The organism is Enterobacter sp. kpr-6, from assembly GCF_900116015.1.
Lineage (GTDB): Bacteria > Pseudomonadota > Gammaproteobacteria > Enterobacterales > Enterobacteriaceae > Enterobacter_D.
Genome location: NZ_FOYH01000013.1, coordinates 30,253 through 53,053 on the forward strand (window position 1 = coordinate 30,253; position 22,801 = coordinate 53,053).

Sequence of the window (22,801 nt, forward strand, 5' to 3'; positions counted from 1 at the left end):
CCCTACGCTGTTATACGCTGAAATCCCTAAGAAAATTCCAGGAATCAGGCCAGTTCCCCTTTCACAAGCGGAACGAAGCGCACGGCTTCCACGGTATCGATGATAAATTCGCTTCCCCGACGACGTACACGTTTAAGGTGCTGGTGTTCGTCCCCCACAGGTAAAACGAGAATGCCGCCTTCATCCAGTTGCGACATAAGAGCCGCAGGAATTTCCGGCGGTGCTGCTGTCACAATGATGGCATCAAACGGGGCGCGGGCCTGCCACCCCTGCCAGCCATCACCATGACGGGTAGAAACATTATGCAAATCAAGCTGCTTGAGACGACGACGCGCCTGCCACTGCAACCCTTTGATGCGCTCAACGGAACAGACGTGATGCACCAGATGCGCCAGAATTGCCGTCTGATAGCCGGAACCGGTACCGATTTCCAGCACCCGTGACTCCGGCGTTAACTCCAGCAACTCGGTCATTCGCGCCACCATATAGGGCTGCGAAATGGTTTGTCCTTGTCCGATAGGTAGAGCGACGTTTTCCCACGCTTTGTGTTCAAACGCTTCATCAATGAATTTCTCACGGGGCACCTGAGCCAGTGCCTCAAGCACTTTTTCATCTTTGATGCCCTGATGACGTAATTGATCGAGAAGCGCTTGTACGCGTTTACTTACCATTGCGTGTTCATCCCGGCGCGCGTCAGCCAGTCCGATACAACATCTTGAGCACTGTACGCGGTGAGATCGACATGCAGCGGCGTGACAGACACGTAGCCTTCATCCACCGCCGCAAAATCGGTATCCGGCCCGGCGTCATACTTTTCACCCGGCGGACCAATCCAGTAGAGCGTATTCCCGCGCGGATCTTCCTGCGGGATCACCTGATCGGCGGGATGGCGACTGCCGCAGCGGGTGACGCGAATGCCTTTAATTTCACTTAACGGCAGATCCGGCACATTGATATTCAGAATGCGTCCGGTGCGCAGCGGCTCGCGGCTTAACGCGCGTAATATAGAACAGGTGACGGCGGCGGCTGTCTCATAATGCTGATAGCCGTTAAGCGACACGGCCAGCGCCGGAAAGCCGAGGTGACGGCCCTCCATGGCGGCGGCGACCGTACCAGAATAGATGACATCGTCGCCCAGATTGGCCCCGGCGTTAATGCCGGAAACCACCACGTCCGGGCGCGGGCGCATCAGCGCATTCACGCCCAGATAAACGCAATCGGTCGGCGTGCCCATCTGTACGGCGATATCGCCGTTTTCATGGGTGAAAGTACGCAATGAAGATTCGAGCGTCAGTGAATTAGAGGCACCGCTGCGGTTACGATCGGGCGCGACAACCTGCACGTCGGCAAATTCCCGTAAAGCCTTCGCCAGCGCCTGAATACCAGGCGCGTGGACTCCGTCATCGTTACTCAGCAATATGCGCATATTCACCCGAAGTATTGATTAGTTCCCTTACGACGCTGGTGGCAAAACTTCCCGCTGGCAGCCAGAAGCGTAACTCAACGGTGACGTCATCCCACCAGTTCCAGCTTAACTGTTGCACATTGAGCAGCATCGCCCGGCGCGCGGCCTCGACCTTTTCGCGCAGCAATAAAGACTGAAGCTCAGGCATATCGGCCACGGCGGTCTGCTCAAAGGCCAGTGCGTCGCGCTGCGTTCCCCAGTCACCGGTCCCCGGCAGCGCGGCGGTAATCATCACATCGCGCTCGTTGACGCGCGTTTGCAGCGCAGGCAGCTCGTCAGCGGTCGCCACGAACCAGCTCCCGCGCCCCGCTAATTGTAGCGCATCGCCGTCAACAACTTGATTAAAGTCTGTTTTTTTCAGCCGCTCGCTGACGATCTGATTAAACAACGCGCTGCGGGCTGCCGACAACATAAAACTGCGTTTATTGCGATCCCGCACCGGCGCATTGCTTTGCGCCCAGCGCAGTGCGCCTGACAGGTTGCTGCCGCCCAGACCAAAGCGCTGTGCGCCGAAATAGTTGGGTACACCCGCGTTAACGATGGCCTGCAAACGCCCTTCAACATCTGCGCGATCGCTGACTTCACGCAGCACCAGCGTAAACTGGTTGCCTCTGAGCGCGCCCAAACGCAGCTTGCGCTTGTGCCGGGCATACTCCAGTACCTGACAACCCTCAAGCTGAAAGGCGCTGAGATCCGGCATCCCGTTACCCGGCACTCTTGCGCAGAGCCACTGCTCGGTGACTGCATGTTTATCTTTTTGCCCGGCGAAGCTGACTTCACGGGCGGGTATTTTAAGGAATTTTGCCAGCGCATCAGCCACAAAACGGGTATTGCAGCCGTTTTTCAGAATACGCACCAGAATATGCTCGCCTTCGCCGTCGGGCTCAAAACCCAGGTCTTCCACTACGACGAAATCTTCCGGGCTGGCTTTGAGTAAACCTGAACCCTGCGGCTTGCCGTGCAAATACGTCAGGTCGTCAAAATCGGTCATTGCGCCGCCTTCACGATCAGCGCGACCGCTTCACAGGCGATGCCCTCCCCGCGCCCGGTAAAGCCGAGCTTTTCGGTGGTCGTGGCTTTCACATTCACATCATCCATATGACAACCCAGATCTTCAGCGATAAACACGCGCATCTGCGGAATGTGCGGCAGCATTTTCGGGGCCTGGGCGATGATAGTGATATCGACGTTACCCAGCGTATAGCCTTTGGCTTTAATGCGCTGCCAGGCTTCACGCAGCAGCACGCGGCTGTCAGCGCCTTTAAACGCCGGATCGGTGTCCGGGAACAGCTTGCCGATGTCGCCTAATGCCGCCGCGCCCAACAGCGCATCGGTCAGTGCGTGCAGCGCCACATCGCCATCAGAGTGCGCCAGCAGTCCTTTTTCATAAGGAATTCGCACGCCGCCAATAATAATCGGGCCTTCTCCGCCAAACGCGTGTACGTCAAAACCGTGTCCTATGCGCATTACGCCTTCTCCTGGAGGGTGGTACGGGTAAGATAAAATTCAGCCAGTGCCAGATCTTCAGGCTGCGTGACTTTAATATTGTCCGCGCGCCCCGGTACAAGGCTGGGGTGATAGCCGCAATGCTCCAGCGCCGACGCTTCATCGGTGATAGTCGCGCCATCGTTCAGGGCGCGGATCAGACAGTCGTGGAGCAGTTCGCGGGGGAAGAATTGAGGGGTGAGCGCATGCCACAAATCGTTACGATCGACGGTGTGGGCAATGGCGTTTTTACCAGGTTCCGCGCGCTTCATGGTGTCGCGCACCGGGGCGGCAAGAATGCCCCCTACCCGGCTGGTGTCACTCAGCGCCAGTAAGCGGCTGAGATCGTCCTGATGCAGGCACGGGCGGGCGGCGTCGTGCACTAGCACCCAGGCGGCGTCGCCTGCGGCTTTCAGGCCCGCCAGTACGGAGTCGGCGCGTTCTGCGCCGCCGTCGACCACCACAATCTGCGGATGACCCGCCAGCGGTAACGCGGCAAAACGCGCGTCACCGGGGCTGATCGCAATGACGACTTTCGCCACGCGGGGATGCGCCAGAAGCGCCGCCACCGCGTGTTCGAGGATCGTCTTGTGACCAATAGAGAGATATTGCTTAGGACATTCCGTTTGCATGCGGCGGCCAAATCCTGCGGCCGGCACAACGGCACATACGTCCGGAATTATTGCTGCCATGTCGTAAACCTGGGTTGCGTTTATCGATTATTTTGTAGTGTCCCTGGGCTGCGTTTAGACGCATCCGGTACCAGCCGGTAAAAGGTTTCACCCGGTTTGGTCATACTGAGTTCGTTACGCGCACGCTCTTCAATCGCTTCCTGCCCGCCATTGAGGTCATCAATTTCGGCAAAAAGCTGATCGTTACGCGCTTTTAATTTAGCGTTTGTCGCCTGCTGCGCGATCACATCGTCGTTGACACGGCTGAAGTCGTGCAGGCCATTCTTGCCGAACCACAGCGAATACTGTAGCCAGACCAGCAATGCCAGCAACAGCAGCGTTAATTTACCCATCGTGCCCCCTGAAAATCGGCTTCATCATCCCATAACTTCTGCGAAGACTCCACTCTAAGCCGACACCGCGTCATTGCGGCCAAATGTACCATATTTGCATTCAGGCGCACACGCCTGGTCCCTGACAACGTAGTGTAAAAGAAGTCGCGGCCCCGGGCTAACCCATCAGCCACAAAAATAAGACGCCGAAGATGGCGACGACGATAAGCACGGTGGCGACGCTGGTGTAGATCAGCCTGCCGCCGGTCAGCGAGTGCAGCGCGATCCCCACAACCACCGCAACGGGCATCAGCGCGAGGAAAAAGGGCCAGGTGTATAAGAAGAAAAAGAGGGTATTCGGACCATAAAGCAGAAAGGGAATGCCCAGCGCCAGCAACCACGCAATAAAGCCAACGAGCGCCCCTGGAAATGACCAGGTGGTTTCCTCGTTGGCAGTAACGGGGTCAGACCCTGACATAATGATGTTCTGGCTATTACGCATATCGAATCCTGTAACCTGACTGTCCGCGATGGCGAAATCGGACGGCGTCTCAGGATCTGATAATATCGTTATGTCTTAACAGATCTAATAATTGGCCCACTAAATTTGTTACCAATTGTTCACCATCCAGGTGAACTTCTGGCGATTCCGGCGCTTCGTAAACCGAATCGATCCCGGTGAAATTGCGTAATTCCCCCGCCCGCGCTTTCTTATACAGGCCCTTGGGATCGCGCGCTTCACAGGTCGCCAGCGTGGTATCCACAAAGACTTCGAAGAAGCGGTCATCACCCACGCGCTCGCGTACCATCTGGCGTTCAGCCCGGTGCGGAGAGATAAACGCGGTCAATACCACCAGCCCGGCATCGACCATCAGACGCGCGACTTCCCCGACGCGGCGGATGTTCTCTTTGCGATCGGAGTCGCTAAAGCCCAGATCGCTGCACAATCCGTGACGCACATTGTCACCATCCAGCAGATAAGTGCTGACGTTCAAACGATGCAACGCCTCTTCCAGCGCCCCGGCCACGGTGGATTTCCCTGAGCCGGAGAGCCCGGTAAACCACAGCACAACCCCACGGTGACCGTGGAGTTGCTCGCGCTGTTCCGCCGTCACGGGATGAGGATGCCAGACGACGTTTTCATCATGCGCCGCCATTATTTGCCTCCCAGCAAATCGCGCGCGCCCCAGTGCGGGAAGTGCTTACGCACCAGTGCATTCAGTTCCAGCTCAAAGGCGCTGAACTCAGACGGCACGTGGTCAGCCTGGGTTTTCGGTTCATTGACCATGCCCGCGCCGACGGTCACGTTGGTCAGACGGTCGATAAAGATCATCCCGCCGGTCACCGGGTTTTCCTGATATTTGTCGAGCACCAGCGGCTCGTCAAAGGTCAGATCCACCAGCCCAATGCCGTTAAGCGGCAGATTTTCCACCACATTCTGCGTCAGGTTATTGATGTTAACCTGATACTGGACGGCATCCACGCGCGCACGGGTTTTCTTCCCGGCGATTTTAATGTCGTAGCTCTGGCCTGCGGTCAGCGGCTGTTCCGCCATCCACACCACATCAACCGACGCGCTCTGTACGGCGGGCAGCGCGTCCTGCGCATCCAGCAGCAAATCGCCACGGCTGATGTCGATTTCATCTTTTAATACCAGCGTCACCGCTTCGCCAGCGCCCGCTTCCTGCAAATCGCCATCAAAGGTCACAATGCGCGCGACGGCAGATTCCACGCCGGACGGCAGCACTTTGATGCGCTGGCCGACTTTTACCACGCCTGAGGCGATAGTGCCGGAGAACCCGCGGAAATCGAGATTCGGACGGTTAACGTACTGCACCGGGAAGCGCATCGGCTGCGTTTCGACAACGCGCTGGATCTCAACCGTTTCCAGCACTTCGAGCAGCGTCGGGCCGCTGTACCACGGCATGTTGCTGCTACCGAGAGCGACGTTATCCCCTTCCAGCGCCGACAGCGGCACAAAACGGATATCCAGATTGCCCGGCAGTTGTTCTGCGAAGGTCAGGTAGTCCTGGCGAATTTGCTCAAACGTCGCTTCGCTAAACTCCACCAGATCCATTTTGTTGACCGCCACCACCAGGTGCTTAATGCCCAGCAGCGTGGAGATAAAGCTGTGACGACGGGTCTGATCGAGCACGCCTTTGCGCGCGTCCATCAGCAGGATCGCCAGATCGCAGGTCGATGCGCCGGTCGCCATGTTGCGGGTGTACTGCTCATGTCCCGGCGTGTCAGCGATAATAAATTTACGCTTTTCGGTGGAGAAATAGCGGTATGCCACATCGATGGTGATGCCCTGCTCGCGCTCGGCCTGTAAACCATCCACCAGCAGCGCCAGGTCGAGTTTCTCGCCCTGAGTACCGTGGCGCTTGCTGTCGTTATGCAGCGAAGAGAGCTGATCTTCATAAATCTGGCGGGTATCGTGCAGCAGTCGCCCGATTAGCGTACTTTTGCCATCATCCACGCTGCCGCAGGTTAAGAAGCGCAGCAGGCTTTTATGCTGTTGCGCGTGCAGATAGGCTTCCACGCCGCCTTCGTTGGCAATTTGTTGTGCAATAGTCGTATTCATGGCGGCTCCTTAGAAATAACCCTGGCGTTTCTTCAGCTCCATGGAGCCTGCCTGGTCGCGGTCAATCACGCGTCCCTGACGTTCACTGGTGGTGGAAACCAGCATCTCTTCGATGATTTCCGGCAGCGTCTGCGCGTGAGATTCCACCGCGCCGGTCAGCGGCCAGCAGCCGAGGGTACGGAAACGCACCATCTGTTTTTTGATCATCTCGCCTGGCTGCAAATCGATGCGATCGTCGTCGATCATCATCAACATGCCGTCGCGCTCCAGCACCGGGCGTTCAGCCGCCAGATACAGAGGAACGATTTCGATGTTTTCCAGGTAGATGTACTGCCAGATATCCAGCTCAGTCCAGTTGGAGAGCGGGAACACGCGAATGCTTTCGCCTTTGTTAATCTGGCCGTTGTAGTTGTGCCACAGCTCCGGACGCTGGTTTTTCGGGTCCCAGCGGTGGAAGCGGTCGCGGAAGGAGTAAATACGCTCTTTCGCGCGGGACTTTTCTTCATCGCGGCGCGCGCCGCCGAATGCGGCATCAAAACCGTATTTATTCAGCGCCTGCTTCAGCCCTTCGGTTTTCATGATATCGGTATGCTTGGCGCTGCCGTGCACGAACGGGTTAATCCCCATCGCCACCCCTTCCGGGTTCTTATGCACCAGCAGCTCACAGCCGTAGGCTTTGGCGGTACGATCGCGGAACTCATACATCTCACGGAATTTCCAGCCGGTATCCACGTGCAGCAGCGGGAAAGGCAGCGTGCCCGGATAGAACGCCTTGCGTGCCAGATGCAGCATCACGCTGGAATCTTTCCCGATGGAGTACATCATCACCGGATTGGCGAATTCGGCGGCCACCTCGCGAATAATATGGATGCTTTCCGCCTCCAGTTGTCGCAGGTGAGTGAGTCGTTTTTGATCCATAACCGTTCCTTAAGCCAGATTGACCACAGCGCCATCAAACGCGTCTGTGCCTGAAGAATGTTGGAACCAGGCGAGTGCGTCATGCAGTTGCACTACTTCGCCCACCACCAGCAGCGCTGGCATCGGGGCGTTTTTCGCCAGGTTTTCGAGTTGTTCTAATGTGCCGGTATTGACCTGCTGATCGCGTCGCGTACCACGCGAGATCACCGCCACCGGTGTCGCTTTGTCGCGACCGTGTTGAATAAGCTGCTCGCTGATTTCCGCCGCTTTCATGGTGCCCATGTAAATCGCCAGCGTCTGTCGACTCTGCGCCAGGTGCGACCAGTCAAAAGGCACGCTGTCCGCTTTGTAATGTCCGGTAACAAAGGTCACACTCTGGGCGAACTCGCGGTGCGTAAGCGGAATGCCCGCGTAAGCCGTCGCGCCGGATGCCGCCGTGACGCCAGGCACCACCTGAAACGGCACGCCCGCCGCGGCAGCAGCCTGTAACTCTTCACCGCCGCGCCCAAAAATAAACGGGTCACCGCCTTTCAGCCGCACCACGGTTTTGCCCGCGCGCGCTTCGGCGATCAGCATCTGGTTGGTGTCGTGCTGGGCAACGGCATGCCTGCCCGCGCGTTTACCGACGCAGATTTTGTCGGCGTCGCGACGCACCAGTTCCAGCACCTCGTCACTGACCAGATGATCGTAAAACACCACGTCAGCCTGCTGGATCACCTGCAACCCGCGTAGCGTCAGCAAACCGGCATCACCAGGGCCTGCCCCTACCAGAATAATTTCACCCTGCGTGCTACCCGGTTCGGCCATTTCCTGCGCCAGGACTTCCTGCGCCGCCTGCTCGTTTCCGGCCGCCATCAGGCTTGCAAAGCGCCCGCGAAACGCGGCTTCCCAGAAACGACGACGCGCATCGGTAGTGGTACGAAACGCTTTAATCCGCTCGCGCCACTCGCCCGCGACCTGCGCCATGCGGCCTAAATTACCCGGCAGCAGCGCTTCAATTTTTTCGCGCAGCAGACGGGCCAGCACCGGCGCATTACCGCCGGAGGAGATGGCCACCAGAATCGGGCTCCGGTCGACAATCGACGGGAAGATGAACGAGCACAGCGGCTGGTCATCCACCACATTGACCAGCCGGTGACGGGCGTTCGCCGCTTCAAACACCTGGCGGTTTAACGCCCGGTCATTGGTCGCGGCAATCACCAGAAAAACGCTGTCCAGTTGTGATTCGTCAAAGGCGGTGGCAAACCAGGTCAGCTTCTGCTCATCGGCAAGCTGCTGTACCTCTGCATTAAGCGCTTTCGCAACGACCTGCACCTTCGCGCCTGCCCGCAGCAAAAAGGCAATCTTGCGCGCGGCGATTTCACCGCCGCCAATTACCAGAACAGGTCGGCCTTTTACGGCAGCAAATACAGGAAGGTGATCCACAACGTAATAACTCACTCACAACCAGGAATAGTGGGACTATAGGGGGGGCTGATGAGTGAATGAAATTACGAATTGGAATGAGTAGTTCCTCAAAGGAATAACGCTATGAAAAAGCAAATTACAAAAAGTGCTTAACGCCAGAAATATCGGGCATTTAAGCGTAAATGAAATTGTGTAACCCCGGTCACAGTTTCATACTAGGCGGGTCAAAAATTTGCTGCATGTTTAAGGACTCACTATGTTTTCCGCATTGCGCCGCCGTACTGCTCTTCTGGCGCTCAGCGTATGCCTTTCCCTCTCCGCTCAGGCGCAGTCCTCAAAGCCTGGCGAGATGGCGAATCTTCAGGCACGTTACATTGCCACCTATTTTCCAGGACGAATGACCGGCTCCCCGGCAGAAATGCTTTCAGCAGATTATGTGCGCGAACAGTTCGCGCTGATGGGCTATGAAAGTAATATTCGCAAATTCACCAGCCGTTATGCTTACACCACCAAAAATAACCAGCGTAACTGGCTTAATATCGCGGGAAATACCGTGATTGCGGCGCATGAAGGTAAACAGCCGGAGCAAATTATTGTGATGGCGCATCTGGATACCTACGCCCCGCGCAGTGATAGCGATACCGACCATAATCTTGGCGGTCTGACGCTTCAGGGCATTGACGATAATGCGGCGGGCGTCGGCGTGATGCTCGAACTGGCCGATGCGCTGAAAAATATTCCCACCGAGTACAGCATTCGTTTTATCGCCACCAGCGGTGAAGAAGAGGGATTGCTGGGCGCTGAGAATCTCCTTAACCGGATGAGCGCGGCAGAAAAGAAAAACACCTTACTGGTGATTAATCTCGATAACCTGATTGTCGGCGATAAGCTCTATTTTAATAGCGGTAAAAGCACACCGGCATCGGTGCGCAAGTTAACCCGCGATCGGGCGCTGACCATTGCGCACAGCCGGGGCATTACCGCGACCCTCAATCCGGGGCTGAATCCGGCGTACCCAAAAGGCACGGATTGTTGTCATGACGTGGATGTGTTTGATAAGGCGGGCATTCCGGTGCTGTCTGTCGAAGCGACAAACTGGTCACTCGGTAACAAAGATGGTCAGCAGCAGCGCGCAAAATCCCGCGCATTCCCGCAGGGCACAAGCTGGCACGACGTTCGGCTGGATAATCAGCAACACATCGACAGCGCGCTGCCGGGACGCATAGAGCGCCGCACGCGCGACGTGGTGCGCGTTATGCTGCCGCTGATGAAGGAACTGGCGAAGGCGGGGAAAGCGTCTTAATGGTGGTAATGCGACGGGAATGTATCTGGAAACATGGTTTCATTCCCTGATTCAATAACACAGGCAGATGGGGGCATTAGAACCTACGATGGAACATTACATCGGGTGTAACTAATGCCTCACTTTCGGGAATTCATTGGATTATTAACACTGTAGCGGCAGTTACAACAACTGCCGCTACAATTACGCTATGACAGGAGAGGGCTTCTTAAGCATGTGCTTTGAGAGGCTTCCTATTGGTCGCTCTATAAATTTGTAGCTTAAAAAAGAAACGGCCAAAGTTAATGGTACGCAAAGAACCGAGACGATATATTCCTGGTTATGTACGCCCTTAAAAGCATAAAGAAGGCTGCAAATTACAATTACATGGCATAAATAAGTCGAGTACGAGTAATCCCCAAGTTTAATAAGTGCTTTTGTAATTTTATTATCTTTAAGTGAGGACTCAAGACCTACGAAACATGCCACCACTACCGCGCAGGGCACTCCAATATATAAAATATCATGGTCCTCTGGTCTGTTGTAAATGAAGACCATTGCCGCTACAGACAGGCTGATTAAAATTACTGGATTTATTTTTTCCAGCATCCCGTTTTTGTGGAAGTCAGCGATAAAGATGCCAAGAAGGAACTCAAGCATTATACCATTGCTATAAAACGGCATGGCTGACAATGATGGCTTAAGGTACTCGTAGCTGAAAATTATTACTAAGGATATCAATACTATAAATCGTTCCCTGGAAATCAAAATTACCAGGCACGCCAGAAGGTAGAAGAACATCTCATAGTTAAGTGTCCATCCTACAGTAAGGAATGGAATATAACCCATTATGTCTGAACGTTCAGTCGGTAAGAAAAGAAGGCTTCTTATTAGAAGCTCCGGGTTAGTCGTGGTAGCAAACATTAACCCGTTGAAATAAATAGCAAGAAAGGCAACGATACCCGTAAATAACCAGTATGCCGGCACAATGCGCATCACTCTATTTAACGCAAACTGGGCAGCACTAATGCGCTTTGTGTAGATGGATTGATAAATGATAAACCCGCTAATTATAAAAAACAGATCAACGCCTGCCGCGCCTTTGTGGGCAAGCTTATCCATAAAGGAATTAGAGAAGTGATCTGAGAATACAATCTGCTTCACGTGGTGCAGGACTACAAGCCAGACAGCAAGAGCCCTAAGCATCTGAATTGATCGAAACATGAGCTTACCGAAAGAAAATTTTTCATTAAGGATAATCTCATAGACAGACTTTGTCTATGTTCCTGAATAGAGTTTAATATCATGAAATTCTCTGCGCCTATTGGTTAAAAAAAATACTAATAAATACATGGCACTGAATCATCAAACGTCATTTAATGAGGCAAACCGACTGGTCGATATGTATTCGCACACGTTCCGCGATGCATCCACCACTAAAGGTGAGGATTAGCAATGTTTTCCGTTCATTCCTTATGGGGGCGCTGGCGTGGGCTCTACTTCACCAGTTGCTAAAGTAACAATAATGGCGGATAGCATCTGCGGTATGGCGATGCAATAGAAGGGGATGTCCTGAATGAACGTCAGGCGATCGGCGTCATCACGCACTTCATTACCGACACATGCGGTGGGATGAATGAGACTGCCCGATGATGTGATGGGGCATATAAGAGGCAAAAAATTAGCGCAATACGACTCAACACTTCTTAAGGTGTCGATTCGCCTTACGCTAATATATTGTTTTACTTCTATTTATTCCGACTGAATCGTTGGAGTGAAAGCTTTTTTACCTTACAGCGAAGATACCGGGGGCATCGACTTTAAAATTAGCGCTTACAATGCTCATCTGATCGCCGTTGTTACCGCTATCCATTTTCCGTAAACGTTGTAAACCACTTGAATTAATGTGTGACCCATCTGTGCGGCGATAAAATTGTGGTTAGATCCTACACTTAGCACCCAGCATGCAAATGAGTGTCGTAACTTATAAGCTTTGCAGTGTCGGATACCTGCGCGTTGCAGCATCAAATTCCAGGTAGCTCTAAATGAGCCAGGCGCGGTTTATCCCCGCTCTCGCGGGGAACACGGCTCTTATTAATGGAACAATTAACCTTCGTGCAATCCGCACTCGCGTTTAAGCCCGAAGAAGCGGGTTTCTTCTTCTGCCATGCCGGGCTCCCATTTGCGGGTGGTGTGCGTGTCGCCCACCGACAGATAGCCCTGATCCCACAGCGGGTGATATTTCAGTCCGTGCTTTTGCAGGTACTGATAAACGGTGCGGTTGTCCCAGTCGATAATCGGCAGCACTTTGAATACACCGCGCTGAATACCCAGCACCGGCAGTGCGGCACGACTGCCGGACTGCTCTCGGCGCAGGCCCGCAAACCAGGTTTGCGCGTTTAGCGTTTCCAGCGCGCGATTCATCGGTTCGACTTTGTTGATGTCATTGTATTTCTCAATGCCCTCAACGCCCTGCTCCCATAGTTTGCCATAGCGCGCTTCCTGCCACGCCGGACTTTCTTTGGCGCGGAAAACGTGCAGGTTCAGGTTGAGTTTGTCCGTTAGCTCATCAATGAACTGATAGGTTTCCGGGAACAGGTAGCCGGTATCGGTGAGGATCACCGGAATATCCGGACGGATTTGGTTTACCAGATGCAGACTGACCGCCGCCTGGATGCCAAAGCTCGACGAGAGAACATATTCACCCGGCAGGTTTTCCAGCGCCCATGCCACGCGATCTTCGGCGCTGAGCTTTTCCAGGCGATCGTTGGTTTCCGCAAGCGCGTTGACGCGTTCTTCTTTTGGGAGAGCGTTAAGCGCAGTGAGATCGAGTATGGACATAGTTACCTCTTATTGGTTTTTCCCCTCACCCTAACCCTCTCCCAAAGGGAGAGGGGACAGATCGAGTGCGGGCTGCCCTTCCCCCTCTCCCTGGGGAGAGGGCCGGGGTGAGGGGGAAAAATTACTCCCAGAAATCCCGTGCCGGATCCAGTACCGGGCGGATAATGCCCGCGCGCACGGTGAAATCACCAAAGCCTTCGCCCGCGTCACGCTCTCTTGCCCAGCGCCCCACCAGTTCATCGATCGAATCTAAAATCTCGGACGCGTTGATGTTCTCGCGGTACATGCGCGGGATGCGGGTGCCCATGCGGTTGCCGCCGAGGTGCAGGTTGTAGCGGCCCGGCGCTTTACCGACAAGCCCCATTTCAGCCAGCAGCGCACGACCACAGCCGTTCGGACAGCCGGTGACGCGCAGAACAATGTGCTCGTCGCCCACGCCGTGCTTTTCCATCACCGCTTCGACTTTATCAACGAAAGACGGCAGGAAACGCTCGGCTTCGGCCATCGCCAGTGGACAGGTCGGGAAGGCAACGCAGGCCATGGAGTTTTCACGCTGTGGTTTGACCGCATCCATCAGGCCATGATCGCGCGCCAGTTTCTCGATCTTCGCCTTCTCGCTTTCCGGTACACCGGCGACGATCAGGTTCTGGTTAGCGGTCAGACGGAAATCGCCTTTGTGGATCTTCGCGATCTCCACCAATCCGGTTTTCAGCGGACGATCCGGGAAATCAAGAATACGACCGTTTTCAATAAACAGCGTCAGGTGCCATTTATCATCGATGCCTTTCACCCAGCCGATGCGATCGCCGCGTCCGGTGAATTCATACGGGCGTACCGGCGCAAACTTGATGCCCGCGCGACGCTCCACTTCTGCCTTGAACGTCTCAACGCCAACGCGCTCAAGGGTGTATTTGGTTTTGGCATTTTTACGATCGGTACGGTTACCCCAGTCGCGCTGGGTAGTTACTACCGCTTCGGCCACCGCCAGGGTATGTTCCAGCGGCAGGAAACCAAATTCGCTCGCGGTGCGGGCGTAGGTTTTTTTGTTGCCGTGCTCAATCGACAAACCGCCGCCCACCAGCAGGTTAAAGCCCACCAGCCTGCCGTTCTCGGCGATGGCGATAAAGTTCATGTCGTTGGCGTGCAGATCCACATCGTTCTGCGGCGGGATCACCACGGTGGTTTTGAATTTACGCGGCAGATAGGTCGCGCCGAGGATCGGTTCTTCATCGGTGGTGGCGACTTTTTCCGCGTCGTGCCAGATCTCCGCATAAGCGCGAGTACGCGGCAGCAGGTGCTCTGAGAGTTTTTTCGCCCACTCGTACGCGTCAGCGTGCAGTTGCGACTCCACCGGGTTCGAGGTGCAGAGCACGTTACGGTTCATGTCGTTCGCCGTGGCGAGCGCGTCCAGCCCCACTTCATGCAGCATCTGATGCGCCGGTTTCACGTTCTTTTTCAGAATGCCGTGATACTGAAAAGTCTGGCGGTTAGTCAGACGGATGCTGCCGTAAATGGTTTTTTCGCTGGCGAACTTATCTACCGACAGCCACTGTTTCGGGGTGATGATCCCCCCCGGCAGGCGGCAGCGCAGCATCATCGCATGACGCGGCTCCAGTTTTTGCTCGGCGCGTTCGGCACGAATATCGCGGTCATCCTGCTGATACATGCCGTGAAAGCGGATCAGCAGGAAGTTGTCTCCCTGAAAACCGCCGGTGAGACCATGGTTTAAATCTTCGGCAATCGTACCGCGCAGGTAGTTGCTCTCGCGTTTCATGCGCTCGGCGTCGGTCAGTTTACCTTCGACCACCAGCGGGCCTGGATGTTTTTCGTTCATTAGTAGACATCTCGCTGATAACGGCGCTCAACGCGCAGCTCACTTAAAAATTCATCCGCTGTTTCAGCGTCCATCGCGCCGAATTCAGCAATCACGTCCAGCAATGCCTGCTCAACGTCTTTCGCCATGCGATTGGCGTCGCCGCAGACATAAATGTGGGCACCGTCATTAATCCAGCGCCACAGCTCTGCGCCCTGTTCGCGCAGTTTGTCTTGTACGTATATTTTTTCTTTCTGGTCGCGGGACCAGGCAAGATCGATGCGCGACAGCACGCCCTCTTTGACGTAACGCTGCCACTCAACCTGGTATAAAAAGTCTTCGGTAAAGGTCGGGTTACCAAAGAACAGCCAGTTTTTACCCGGCGCTTCATCGGCGGCACGCTGCTGCATAAAGGCGCGGAACGGCGCGATACCGGTGCCTGGCCCAATCATAATCACCGGCGTTTCCGGGTTGGCGGGCAGGCGGAAATTGTCGTTGTGCTCGATAAATACCCGCACTTCGCCCTCTTCTTCTACACGGTCGGCGAGGAAGCTGGATGCGCCACCGGCGCGGGCACGGCCTTCTACGTCAAAACGCACGGCACCGACGGTGATGTGCACTTCGCTTTCAACTTCAGCCTGTGAGGAGGCGATAGAGTAAAGGCGCGGCGTCAGCGGGCGCAGCAGGCCAATCAGCGCGTCGGCGCTAAGCTGGGCCGGTGAGAAGCGCACCATATCCACAATAGGAGTGGTGGTGGCGTAATGCTGCAATTTGGCTTTATCGCCCACCAGCGGCAGCAGAGTTTCACTGCGGGAAAGCGTGGCGTAATTCTCAACGATGTTGGCGGTATTGACCGTCAGCTCGAAGTGCCATTGCAAAGCCTCAGCCAGCGGCAGGGTTTTGCCCTCAACCGTGACGCTTTCGTCGCCTTTCAGCCACAGCAGTTCTGTTAACTCTTTGACTAATGCCGGATCGTTCTGGTACCAGACGCCGAGCGCGTCACCCGGCTGATAGCGCAGACCGGAATCACCGAGATCGATTTCGATATGTCGCACATCTTTAACAGAGTCACGCCCGGTAATTTTCTGGTTTACCGACAGACTCGCCACCAGCGGCGCTTCTTTGGTGTAAGGGCTGGAATGAACTTCATTGACCGCACCGGTTGCCGTGATTGCCGCCTGTGCCGGGGTTTCTTTCGGTACGCGGGCTTTTAACACCTCAACAATGCGGGCGCGCCATTCGCTGGCGGCGGGCTGGAATTCAACATCGGCATCGACGCGATCGAGCAGGCGTTCCGCGCCCAGTTCCGCCAGTTTGCTGTCAAAATCTTTCCCGCTCTGGCAGAAGAATTCGTAGGAGGTATCGCCGAGACCAAACACGGCAAAGGCCGCGCCGTCGAGTTTGGGCGCTTTTTTCGAGAACAGGAACTTATGCAGCGCCACCGCTTCTTCCGGCGGCTCCCCTTCACCCTGAGTGGACGCCACGACAACCAGCAGTTTTTCCTGACCGATTTGTTTGAATTTATAGTCGCCCGCGTTCACCAGATTGACGTTAAGTTTTGCGGCCAGCAGATCGTCGCGCAACGCTTCAGCCACGCGGCGGGCGTTGCCGGTTTGCGAGGCGGAAATCAGGGCGATGGTCGGGACGTCAACGGCAGGTGCGGGCGTGCTCACCGCAGCAGCAGGCTGCTGGTTCAGTACACCCCAGAAATAGCCTGAAACCCAGGCAAGCTGGTTGGGCGTTAAATCAGTGGTCGCAGCCTGAAGGCGCGCCAGTTGCTCCGGGTTCAGCGGAAGCAAAGCGGTAGGTGGGGCCTGTGTCGTCATGCGTCGTCAAGTTCCAGTAAGCAAAGCTATTTTTATAAGGTGAAAAACAGAACAGAGTGTAAGGTTAACGGCGGGGATAATAACAATTAAAGAAGGGATGGAAATAATAAATAACCAAAAGCACTAACCTGTTTTAGTTATAGTTGTTAACACTAAAACTGGTTGGTTAACTCTATGATTTTTAATGCTAAATATGACGATAATTTACCTTTATGGCGGCCTTACCGGATTTACCGGTTTTAGTTAATGCCAAAAAAGGTCAATTCCGGTAGTATTCGCCGGTTTTTTAAGCCAGAGAGCCTGTCATGCCTACCACGTTATTTAAAGATTTTACCTTCGAAGCCGCTCACCGCCTGCCGCACGTACCAGAAGGGCATAAATGCGGTCGTCTGCACGGCCACTCTTTTATGGTTCGTCTGGAAATTACCGGTGAAGTCGATCCTTATACAGGCTGGATCATGGACTTTTCCGAGCTGAAAGCGGCGTTTAAGCCGACTTATGATCGACTGGATCACTATTATCTGAATGATATTCCGGGCCTGGAAAATCCCACCAGCGAAGTGCTGGCCGCATGGATCTGGAATGAAATGAAACCGCTTGTGCCGCTGTTGAGTGCAGTGATGGTGAAAGAGACCTGTACGGCGGGTTGTGTGTATCGCGGGGAGTAATGCCCCCTCACCCCGACCCTCTCCCTAAGGGAGAGGGAGAAAGGCGGGACCGTGCCCAACTCAGGGAGAGTGATAAAGGCGGGTACGCACTCGGGCGGTTCCCTCTCCCTCAGGGAGAGGGTTAGGGTGAGGGTGATTCCCGTCAGGCAATATTCAAATACTTATGCGTCTGCATCGACAGCCGCCAGTTGCGGGCAATACACGTCTCAATACACAAACGCGTCGCGTCCTCTTTCTGACTGATCGGTTGCAGCGCAATCACCCGTGCTTTGTCGTCGTGCAGACGAGCCAGCAGTTCATCCAGCGCTTCGATATCACGTACGCGGCCCACCGGGTGTTTGATCTCATCAGCACGCTCCAGCGCCTGCGTCAGCACATCATAGCCACCGCGCATGTTCACTTTCGGCGATACCGTCACCCAGGTGCTGTGAGAACAGCGCACTTCATGCGTGCCGCTGGTTTCGATCTGGCAGCTAAAACCGTTTTTTTCCAGCAGTGAGGTCAGCGGGATCAGGTCGTGAATGCAGGGTTCGCCGCCGGTGATCACCACGTGACGCGCGGTATATCCCTGACGGCCAATCACTGCCAGCAGATCTTCGCTGCTTGCTGCGCCCCATTTGTCGCTCTCTTTGGTCTTGGCGACAACGGTATAGAGCGACACTTCCCGATCGGCGAGTTTGTCCCACGTGTGTTTGGTGTCGCACCAGGCACAGCCAACCGGGCATCCCTGCAAACGAATAAAAATGGCAGGAACGCCGGTAAAGTAACCCTCACCTTGCAGGGTCTGGAACATTTCATTAATCGGGTACTGCATACTCATCTCTGTTTTAGCGGGTAAAGACTAAGTATCGCAGATCCCCGGCATCCGATCATGTGCCATTCGCGCCCTGCGCATTTACCGCGCTGGCAAATCGCTGGGTGATTTGCAGGGGACGGGTAATCGCCCCGCCCACGACCACCGCGTGTGCGCCCAGTGCCAGACAGCGTGCGGCAAGCTCCGGCGTCTCGACGTTGCCTTCAGCAATGACCGGGATCGTGGAGAGTGCCACTGCATCTTTCAGAAATTGCAGATCGTTTTCCGGAAGTTTATGCCCCGTCGATGCCGCCGTGTAGCCATAAAGCGTGGTACCGACACAGTCAAAACCGAGCTCGCAGGCGACGCGCACATCTTCAAGGCTGGCAATATCCGCCATCAGCAACACCTGCGGATAGCGGCGGCGGACCTCTGCGACCAGCGCGGGAAGCGTGTCGCCGCCCGGTCGTTGACGCTGCGTGGCGTCCAGGGCAATCATCTCCGGCGCGACCGTCATCAGTTCGTCGATTTCACGCAGCGTGGCGGTGATGAACACTTCGCTGTCCGGGTAGTCGCGCTTAATGATGCCGATAACCGGCAGCGATACCGTCGCTTTGATAGCTTCGATATCCGCCACGCTGTTCGCGCGGATCCCTGCCGCGCCGCCCTGGGCTGCGGCAAGCGCCATCCGCGACATAATAAACGGGCTGTGCAGGGGTTCATTTTCCAGCGCCTGACAGGAGACCACCAGCTTGTGTTTAATTTGCTCTAACATCACATTCATAACGCTAACATCTCTTCCATTTCATTTTTAATGATGGTGACATGCGGGCCGTAAATCACCTGCACCCCATTGCCACGCACGATCACGCCGCGCGCGCCGGTCGCTTTCAGGGCGGCTTCGTCCACTTTACTGCCCTCTTTCACCGTCACGCGTAACCGTGTGGCGCAGCAGTCAACTTCATCCAGATTCTCTCGTCCGCCAAGCCCGCGCACGATGGCCTGCGCGCGTTCACTGCCGTTGACGGCGACCATCTCAACCTGCTCTTTTTCACGCCCTGGCGTGAGGAAATTAAAGCGGTTAATCAGATAACGGAACGTAAAGTAGTAGAGGAAGAACCACGGAATGCCGACCATCGGCACGTACAGCCAGTGGGTTTTTGCTTCGCCCTGCAACACGCCAAACAGGATGAAATCGATAAAGCCGCCGGAGAAGGTCTGCCCGATGGTGATGTGCAGCATATGCGCCAGCATAAAGGCCAGCCCGTCGAAGAAGGCGTGCAGGACGTACAGCACAGGGGCGACAAACAGGAACGAGAACTCAATCGGCTCGGTAATACCAGTGAGGAATGAAGTCAGGGCGGCGGAGAGCAGCAGCCCGGCAACGCGTTTTTTATTCTCCGGTTTAGCGGTGTGGTACATCGCCAGACACGCGCCAATCAGCCCGAACATCATGGTAATGAAGCGACCCGACATAAAGCGTGAGGTGCCTTCGTAAAATTGCTGAGTATTCGGATCGGCAAGCTGGGCGAAGAAAATGCGCTGCGTCCCTTCCACCAGTTGCCCGTTAACGATTTCGCTGCCGCCGAGCGCCGTGGTCCAGAACGGCAGATAGAAAATATGGTGCAGGCCGAACGGGCCAAGCATACGCAAAATAAAACCGTACAGCAGCGTACCGAGATAACCCGTCGCGTCTACGAGGCCACCAAGACCAAAAATCAGCTTCTGGAAATGCGGCCACACCACCGTCATGATGGCTCCGACCAGGATCGCCACCAGCGAGGCAATAATGGGCACAAAGCGCGATCCGCCGAAAAAGCCTAAAAACTGCGGCAGCGCGATTTTATTGAAGCGATGGTGTAACGCACAGGTCACAAGACCAATCACTACGCCACCGAAGACGCCCGTTTCCAGCGTCTGAATGCCCAGCGTCATCCCCTGCCCTACTGCACCCGGATTGGTGGTGGCAAGCGTACCGGTGAGCGTCAGCAAGGCGTTGATGGTGGCGTTCATGACCAGGAACGCTAACAGTGCCGCCAGTCCTACGGTGCCTTTATCGGTTTTCGCCAGTCCTACCGCTACGCCCACGGCAAACAGCACGGACAAGTTGGCAAACACAATCGCCCCGGCGCTGCTCATAATCGTGAAAATCGCCTGAAGCCAGCCCACATCCAGGAAAGGATAGGCCGTTAAGGTATTCGGGTTCGACAGTGCCCCGCCGATCCCCAGCAGCAGGCCCGCCGCTGGCAGTACCGCAATCGGCAACATGAAAGATTTACCAAACCGCTGTGCTTTTTCAAACCAGCCCCCGGAGGAGGCCCCACTAAAAATTGACATTGTTTTTCTCCGCTCACCGTCGTGTTGATGAAAATTATTACCACATTAAATATTAATAGTGAAAATTATCATCATAAAAGCGGAAGTGGATCATACTATTTTAAAATGACTGGCAACCTGTCCCCTCTTTCCGCCACACTAGCGGGCATCAACGGCGTTAAGGATTATGCGATGTCTGACAATGAAAACGTGTTGCTCCGCCTGCGGCAGGGCACCTCGGGCTACAGCCCCACTCAGCAAAAGCTGGCGGAATATGTGCTGGCTGAGCCGTCGCGGGTGCTCTACCAGACCATTACCGAACTGGCCCGCGAGAGTGAAACCAGCGAAGCCAGCGTGACGCGCCTGTGCCGGGTGCTGGGCTGCAAGGGCTATACCGAATTCAAAATGGCGCTGGCGCTGGACGTGCAGCGTTCAGACGTGCCGCGTGAGCACGGCGATGAGATTGATACGCTGGTGGAAGAATCGGTGCTGGCCTTGCGCGACACAGCTAAACTGCTCGACCGCGAGGTGCTCGCTCAGGCGGCAACGGCGCTGCATCAGGCCCGTTCGGTGCAGATTTATGGCGTGGCGGCCAGCGCGATCGTCGGCGATTATCTGCACTACAAGTTGTTACGCCTCGGTAAAACGGCGCAGGTTTTCAGCGACATGCATCGCGCGGCGATGAACGCCACTACGCTTGGCACGGATGAACTGGTGATCGCCATTTCCAGCTCCGGCTCCACGCGCGATTTGCTGCATGTGGTGAAACTCGCGCGAAAACGCGGTGCAAAGGTGCTGGCGTTAAGCAATACGCCCCGTAGCCCGCTGGCGTCGATCAGCGATATGCTGCTGGTCGCTGCCAAACCCGAAGGCCCGCTGAGTGCCGGGGCGCTGAATGCCAAAGTGGGGGCGATGCTGCTGGTGGAGCTGCTGATGACTTCGCTGATGTCACACGATACGGGTTACAGCGAAACCAGCCAGCAAACCGCCAGCGCGACGCTGCCGCTGCTGCTGTAGAAACAAAAAAACCCGCCGAAGCGGGTTTTTTTATAAGAGCGAAGAGACAGTAATATTACTGACCTTTGATCTCTTTACGACCGTTGTACGGTGCTTTTTCGCCCAGCGCTTCTTCGATACGAATCAGCTGGTTGTATTTAGCAACGCGGTCAGAACGGCTCATGGAACCGGTTTTGATCTGGCCTGCAGCGGTACCTACTGCCAGGTCGGCAATGGTCGCATCTTCAGTTTCGCCAGAACGGTGAGAGATCACCGCGGTGTAGCCAGCGTCTTTCGCCATTTTGATCGCAGCCAGAGTTTCGGTCAGAGAACCGATCTGGTTGAATTTGATCAGGATGGAGTTAACGATGCCTTTCTCGATGCCTTCTTTCAGGATCTTGGTGTTGGTTACGAACAGATCGTCACCAACCAGCTGGATTTTGTCGCCCAGCACTTTGGTCTGGTAAGCAAAACCAGTCCAGTCAGATTCGTCCAGACCATCTTCGATGGAAACGATCGGATACTGTTTGGTCAGATCTTCCAGGAAGTGGGTGAATTCTTCGGAGGTGAAGGCTTTGTTGCCTTCGCCAGCCAGAACGTATTTGCCGTCTTTGTAGAACTCAGAAGCTGCACAGTCCATCGCCAGGGTGATGTCGGTGCCCAGCTCGTAGCCTGCTGCTTTAACCGCTTCAGCGATAACAGCCAGTGCTTCGGCGTTGGAACCCAGGTTCGGCGCGTAGCCACCTTCGTCGCCAACAGCAGTGTTCATGCCTTTCGCTTTCAGAACTTTTGCCAGGTTGTGGAACACTTCAGAACCCATACGCACGGCTTCTTTCAGTGATTTCGCGCCAACAGGCTGAATCATGAATTCCTGGATATCAACGTTGTTATCAGCGTGCTCACCGCCGTTGATGATGTTCATCATCGGAACCGGCATGGAGTATTTGCCTGGGGTGCCGTTCAGTTCAGCGATGTGTTCGTACAGCGGCTGACCTTTAGAAGCAGCAGCGGCTTTGGCGTTTGCCAGAGACACAGCCAGGATGGCGTTAGCACCAAAGTTGGATTTGTTTTCAGTACCGTCCAGGTCGATCATGATCTTATCGATGCCAGCCTGATCTTTGGCGTCTTTGCCAAGGATTGCCTGAGCGATCGGGCCGTTAACCGCGCCAACAGCTTTGGTTACGCCTTTACCCAGGAAACGGGATTTGTCGCCATCGCGCAGTTCCAGCGCTTCACGGGAACCAGTAGAAGCACCTGACGGAGCAGCAGCCATACCAACGAAACCACCTTCCAGGTGTACTTCGGCTTCAACAGTCGGGTTACCACGGGAGTCGATAATTTCACGACCGATGACTTTAACGATTTTGGACATTAGGATTTCCTCAGTACAAGTTAAACTAAAAC

22 protein-coding genes and 1 pseudogene are annotated in these 22,801 nt (G+C 55.1%); 3 read left to right on the plus strand and 20 right to left on the minus strand.

The genetic code is table 11. The annotated features are described in order from the left end of the window. Positions 1-44: 44 nt before the first annotated feature. The 11 genes from BM373_RS20280 to cysG all read right to left on the minus strand — a co-directional run bounded on the left by BM373_RS20280 (position 45) and on the right by cysG (position 8,880). Entirely contained in the window at positions 45-671 is a 627-nt protein-coding gene (locus BM373_RS20280; protein WP_090465700.1) for a protein-L-isoaspartate(D-aspartate) O-methyltransferase, read from the minus strand. After that, complete coding sequence (gene surE / locus BM373_RS20285) at positions 665-1,426, minus strand: 5'/3'-nucleotidase SurE (RefSeq protein WP_090465702.1); 762 nt, start codon at positions 1,424-1,426, stop codon at positions 665-667. Before surE ends, BM373_RS20280 begins: the two co-directional genes overlap by 7 nt. Further along, positions 1,407-2,456 carry a tRNA pseudouridine(13) synthase TruD gene (gene truD / locus BM373_RS20290; protein WP_090465705.1) on the minus strand — a complete coding sequence of 350 codons (1,050 nt, stop codon included), beginning with the start codon at positions 2,454-2,456 and terminating at the stop codon, positions 1,407-1,409. Before truD ends, surE begins: the two co-directional genes overlap by 20 nt. Further along, positions 2,453-2,932 carry a 2-C-methyl-D-erythritol 2,4-cyclodiphosphate synthase gene (ispF, locus tag BM373_RS20295; protein ID WP_090465709.1) on the minus strand — a complete coding sequence of 160 codons (480 nt, stop codon included), beginning with the start codon at positions 2,930-2,932 and terminating at the stop codon, positions 2,453-2,455. Before ispF ends, truD begins: the two co-directional genes overlap by 4 nt. Continuing rightward, on the minus strand, positions 2,932-3,642 hold the full coding sequence (gene ispD, locus BM373_RS20300) for a 2-C-methyl-D-erythritol 4-phosphate cytidylyltransferase (RefSeq protein WP_090465712.1): 711 nt from the start codon (positions 3,640-3,642) through the stop codon (positions 2,932-2,934). The genes ispF and ispD overlap by 1 nt, the downstream gene beginning before the upstream one ends. 20 nt (positions 3,643-3,662) lie before the next feature. After that, on the minus strand, positions 3,663-3,974 hold the full coding sequence (gene ftsB / locus BM373_RS20305) for a cell division protein FtsB (protein ID WP_090465715.1): 312 nt from the start codon (positions 3,972-3,974) through the stop codon (positions 3,663-3,665). Positions 3,975-4,131: 157 nt separating this feature from the next. After that, entirely contained in the window at positions 4,132-4,455 is a 324-nt protein-coding gene (locus tag BM373_RS20310) for a DUF3561 family protein (RefSeq protein WP_090465717.1), read from the minus strand. 49 nt (positions 4,456-4,504) lie between these two features. Then, positions 4,505-5,110: an adenylyl-sulfate kinase gene (gene cysC, locus BM373_RS20315; RefSeq protein WP_090465720.1), complete on the minus strand. Its 606-nt coding sequence runs from the start codon at positions 5,108-5,110 to the stop codon at positions 4,505-4,507. After that, positions 5,110-6,537, minus strand: a complete 1,428-nt coding sequence (gene cysN, locus BM373_RS20320) for a sulfate adenylyltransferase subunit CysN (protein WP_090465723.1) — start codon at positions 6,535-6,537, stop codon at positions 5,110-5,112. Before cysN ends, cysC begins: the two co-directional genes overlap by 1 nt. A gap of 9 nt (positions 6,538-6,546) precedes the next feature. Further along, the gene (gene cysD / locus BM373_RS20325; RefSeq protein WP_090465726.1) at positions 6,547-7,455 is read right to left on the minus strand and encodes a sulfate adenylyltransferase subunit CysD; all 909 of its coding nucleotides are present in this window, start codon (positions 7,453-7,455) and stop codon (positions 6,547-6,549) included. Positions 7,456-7,464: 9 nt separating this feature from the next. Then, on the minus strand, positions 7,465-8,880 hold the full coding sequence (gene cysG / locus BM373_RS20330; protein WP_090465837.1) for a siroheme synthase CysG: 1,416 nt from the start codon (positions 8,878-8,880) through the stop codon (positions 7,465-7,467). A 238-nt stretch (positions 8,881-9,118) separates the two neighbouring features. On the opposite strand from cysG, the gene BM373_RS20335 reads away from it, so the two are divergent. After that, positions 9,119-10,165 (plus strand): aminopeptidase, encoded by a 1,047-nt coding sequence (locus BM373_RS20335; RefSeq protein WP_090465729.1) that lies wholly within the window; start codon positions 9,119-9,121, stop codon positions 10,163-10,165. A 183-nt stretch (positions 10,166-10,348) separates the two neighbouring features. Here BM373_RS20335 and BM373_RS20340 read toward each other — a convergent pair whose 3' ends face one another. The 5 genes and pseudogenes from BM373_RS20340 to cysJ form a co-directional block, all read right to left on the minus strand. After that, a complete protein-coding gene (locus tag BM373_RS20340) occupies positions 10,349-11,368 on the minus strand; it encodes an acyltransferase family protein (RefSeq protein WP_090465732.1) in 1,020 nt (339 codons plus the stop codon). A gap of 562 nt (positions 11,369-11,930) precedes the next feature. Continuing rightward, a pseudogene (locus BM373_RS20345) lies at positions 11,931-12,202 on the minus strand (tyrosine-type recombinase/integrase); the annotation flags it as partial. A gap of 48 nt (positions 12,203-12,250) precedes the next feature. After that, positions 12,251-12,985, minus strand: a complete 735-nt coding sequence (gene cysH, locus BM373_RS20350) for a phosphoadenosine phosphosulfate reductase (protein WP_090465735.1) — start codon at positions 12,983-12,985, stop codon at positions 12,251-12,253. A 121-nt stretch (positions 12,986-13,106) separates the two neighbouring features. Continuing rightward, positions 13,107-14,819 carry an assimilatory sulfite reductase (NADPH) hemoprotein subunit gene (gene cysI, locus BM373_RS20355; protein WP_090465738.1) on the minus strand — a complete coding sequence of 571 codons (1,713 nt, stop codon included), beginning with the start codon at positions 14,817-14,819 and terminating at the stop codon, positions 13,107-13,109. Further along, positions 14,819-16,624, minus strand: coding sequence for an NADPH-dependent assimilatory sulfite reductase flavoprotein subunit (cysJ, locus tag BM373_RS20360; protein ID WP_090465741.1), 1,806 nt, complete (start codon positions 16,622-16,624; stop codon positions 14,819-14,821). The genes cysI and cysJ overlap by 1 nt, the downstream gene beginning before the upstream one ends. 305 nt (positions 16,625-16,929) lie before the next feature. On the opposite strand from cysJ, the gene queD reads away from it, so the two are divergent. Then, positions 16,930-17,292, plus strand: a complete 363-nt coding sequence (gene queD, locus BM373_RS20365) for a 6-carboxytetrahydropterin synthase QueD (RefSeq protein WP_090465744.1) — start codon at positions 16,930-16,932, stop codon at positions 17,290-17,292. 142 nt (positions 17,293-17,434) lie between these two features. On the opposite strand, the gene queE is transcribed toward queD, so the two are convergent. The 3 genes from queE to BM373_RS20380 are packed head-to-tail and all read right to left on the minus strand — an operon-like array spanning position 17,435 to position 20,422. Further along, positions 17,435-18,106 carry a 7-carboxy-7-deazaguanine synthase QueE gene (gene queE / locus BM373_RS20370; RefSeq protein ID WP_090465745.1) on the minus strand — a complete coding sequence of 224 codons (672 nt, stop codon included), beginning with the start codon at positions 18,104-18,106 and terminating at the stop codon, positions 17,435-17,437. A gap of 55 nt (positions 18,107-18,161) precedes the next feature. Next, complete coding sequence (locus tag BM373_RS20375; protein WP_090465749.1) at positions 18,162-18,869, minus strand: N-acetylmannosamine-6-phosphate 2-epimerase; 708 nt, start codon at positions 18,867-18,869, stop codon at positions 18,162-18,164. Then, the gene (locus tag BM373_RS20380) at positions 18,866-20,422 is read right to left on the minus strand and encodes a maltose/glucose-specific PTS transporter subunit IIC (protein WP_090465751.1); all 1,557 of its coding nucleotides are present in this window, start codon (positions 20,420-20,422) and stop codon (positions 18,866-18,868) included. Before BM373_RS20380 ends, BM373_RS20375 begins: the two co-directional genes overlap by 4 nt. Before the next feature lie 171 nt (positions 20,423-20,593). On the opposite strand from BM373_RS20380, the gene BM373_RS20385 reads away from it, so the two are divergent. Beyond that, the gene (locus BM373_RS20385) at positions 20,594-21,418 is read left to right on the plus strand and encodes a MurR/RpiR family transcriptional regulator (RefSeq protein ID WP_090465753.1); all 825 of its coding nucleotides are present in this window, start codon (positions 20,594-20,596) and stop codon (positions 21,416-21,418) included. A 55-nt stretch (positions 21,419-21,473) separates the two neighbouring features. Here BM373_RS20385 and eno read toward each other — a convergent pair whose 3' ends face one another. Further along, on the minus strand, positions 21,474-22,769 hold the full coding sequence (eno, locus tag BM373_RS20390; protein ID WP_090465756.1) for a phosphopyruvate hydratase: 1,296 nt from the start codon (positions 22,767-22,769) through the stop codon (positions 21,474-21,476). Positions 22,770-22,801: the final 32 nt, after the last annotated feature.

Excerpts from the sequence above, each read along its gene's own strand:
- BM373_RS20280 (WP_090465700.1), bottom strand. The coding sequence starts at position 671 with ATGGTAAGTAAACGCGTACAAGCGCTTCTCGATCAATTACGTCATCAG.
- surE (WP_090465702.1), bottom strand. The coding sequence starts at position 1,426 with ATGCGCATATTGCTGAGTAACGATGACGGAGTCCACGCGCCTGGTATT.
- truD (WP_090465705.1), bottom strand. The coding sequence starts at position 2,456 with ATGACCGATTTTGACGACCTGACGTATTTGCACGGCAAGCCGCAGGGT.
- ispF (WP_090465709.1), bottom strand. The coding sequence starts at position 2,932 with ATGCGCATAGGACACGGTTTTGACGTACACGCGTTTGGCGGAGAAGGC.
- ispD (WP_090465712.1), bottom strand. The coding sequence starts at position 3,642 with ATGGCAGCAATAATTCCGGACGTATGTGCCGTTGTGCCGGCCGCAGGA.
- ftsB (WP_090465715.1), bottom strand. The coding sequence starts at position 3,974 with ATGGGTAAATTAACGCTGCTGTTGCTGGCATTGCTGGTCTGGCTACAG.
- BM373_RS20310 (WP_090465717.1), bottom strand. The coding sequence starts at position 4,455 with ATGCGTAATAGCCAGAACATCATTATGTCAGGGTCTGACCCCGTTACT.
- cysC (WP_090465720.1), bottom strand. The coding sequence starts at position 5,110 with ATGGCGGCGCATGATGAAAACGTCGTCTGGCATCCTCATCCCGTGACG.
- cysN (WP_090465723.1), bottom strand. The coding sequence starts at position 6,537 with ATGAATACGACTATTGCACAACAAATTGCCAACGAAGGCGGCGTGGAA.
- cysD (WP_090465726.1), bottom strand. The coding sequence starts at position 7,455 with ATGGATCAAAAACGACTCACTCACCTGCGACAACTGGAGGCGGAAAGC.
- BM373_RS20335 (WP_090465729.1), top strand. The coding sequence starts at position 9,119 with ATGTTTTCCGCATTGCGCCGCCGTACTGCTCTTCTGGCGCTCAGCGTA.
- BM373_RS20340 (WP_090465732.1), bottom strand. The coding sequence starts at position 11,368 with ATGTTTCGATCAATTCAGATGCTTAGGGCTCTTGCTGTCTGGCTTGTA.
- cysH (WP_090465735.1), bottom strand. The coding sequence starts at position 12,985 with ATGTCCATACTCGATCTCACTGCGCTTAACGCTCTCCCAAAAGAAGAA.
- cysI (WP_090465738.1), bottom strand. The coding sequence starts at position 14,819 with ATGAACGAAAAACATCCAGGCCCGCTGGTGGTCGAAGGTAAACTGACC.
- cysJ (WP_090465741.1), bottom strand. The coding sequence starts at position 16,624 with ATGACGACACAGGCCCCACCTACCGCTTTGCTTCCGCTGAACCCGGAG.
- queD (WP_090465744.1), top strand. The coding sequence starts at position 16,930 with ATGCCTACCACGTTATTTAAAGATTTTACCTTCGAAGCCGCTCACCGC.
- queE (WP_090465745.1), bottom strand. The coding sequence starts at position 18,106 with ATGCAGTACCCGATTAATGAAATGTTCCAGACCCTGCAAGGTGAGGGT.
- BM373_RS20375 (WP_090465749.1), bottom strand. The coding sequence starts at position 18,869 with ATGAATGTGATGTTAGAGCAAATTAAACACAAGCTGGTGGTCTCCTGT.
- BM373_RS20380 (WP_090465751.1), bottom strand. The coding sequence starts at position 20,422 with ATGTCAATTTTTAGTGGGGCCTCCTCCGGGGGCTGGTTTGAAAAAGCA.
- BM373_RS20385 (WP_090465753.1), top strand. The coding sequence starts at position 20,594 with ATGTCTGACAATGAAAACGTGTTGCTCCGCCTGCGGCAGGGCACCTCG.
- eno (WP_090465756.1), bottom strand. The coding sequence starts at position 22,769 with ATGTCCAAAATCGTTAAAGTCATCGGTCGTGAAATTATCGACTCCCGT.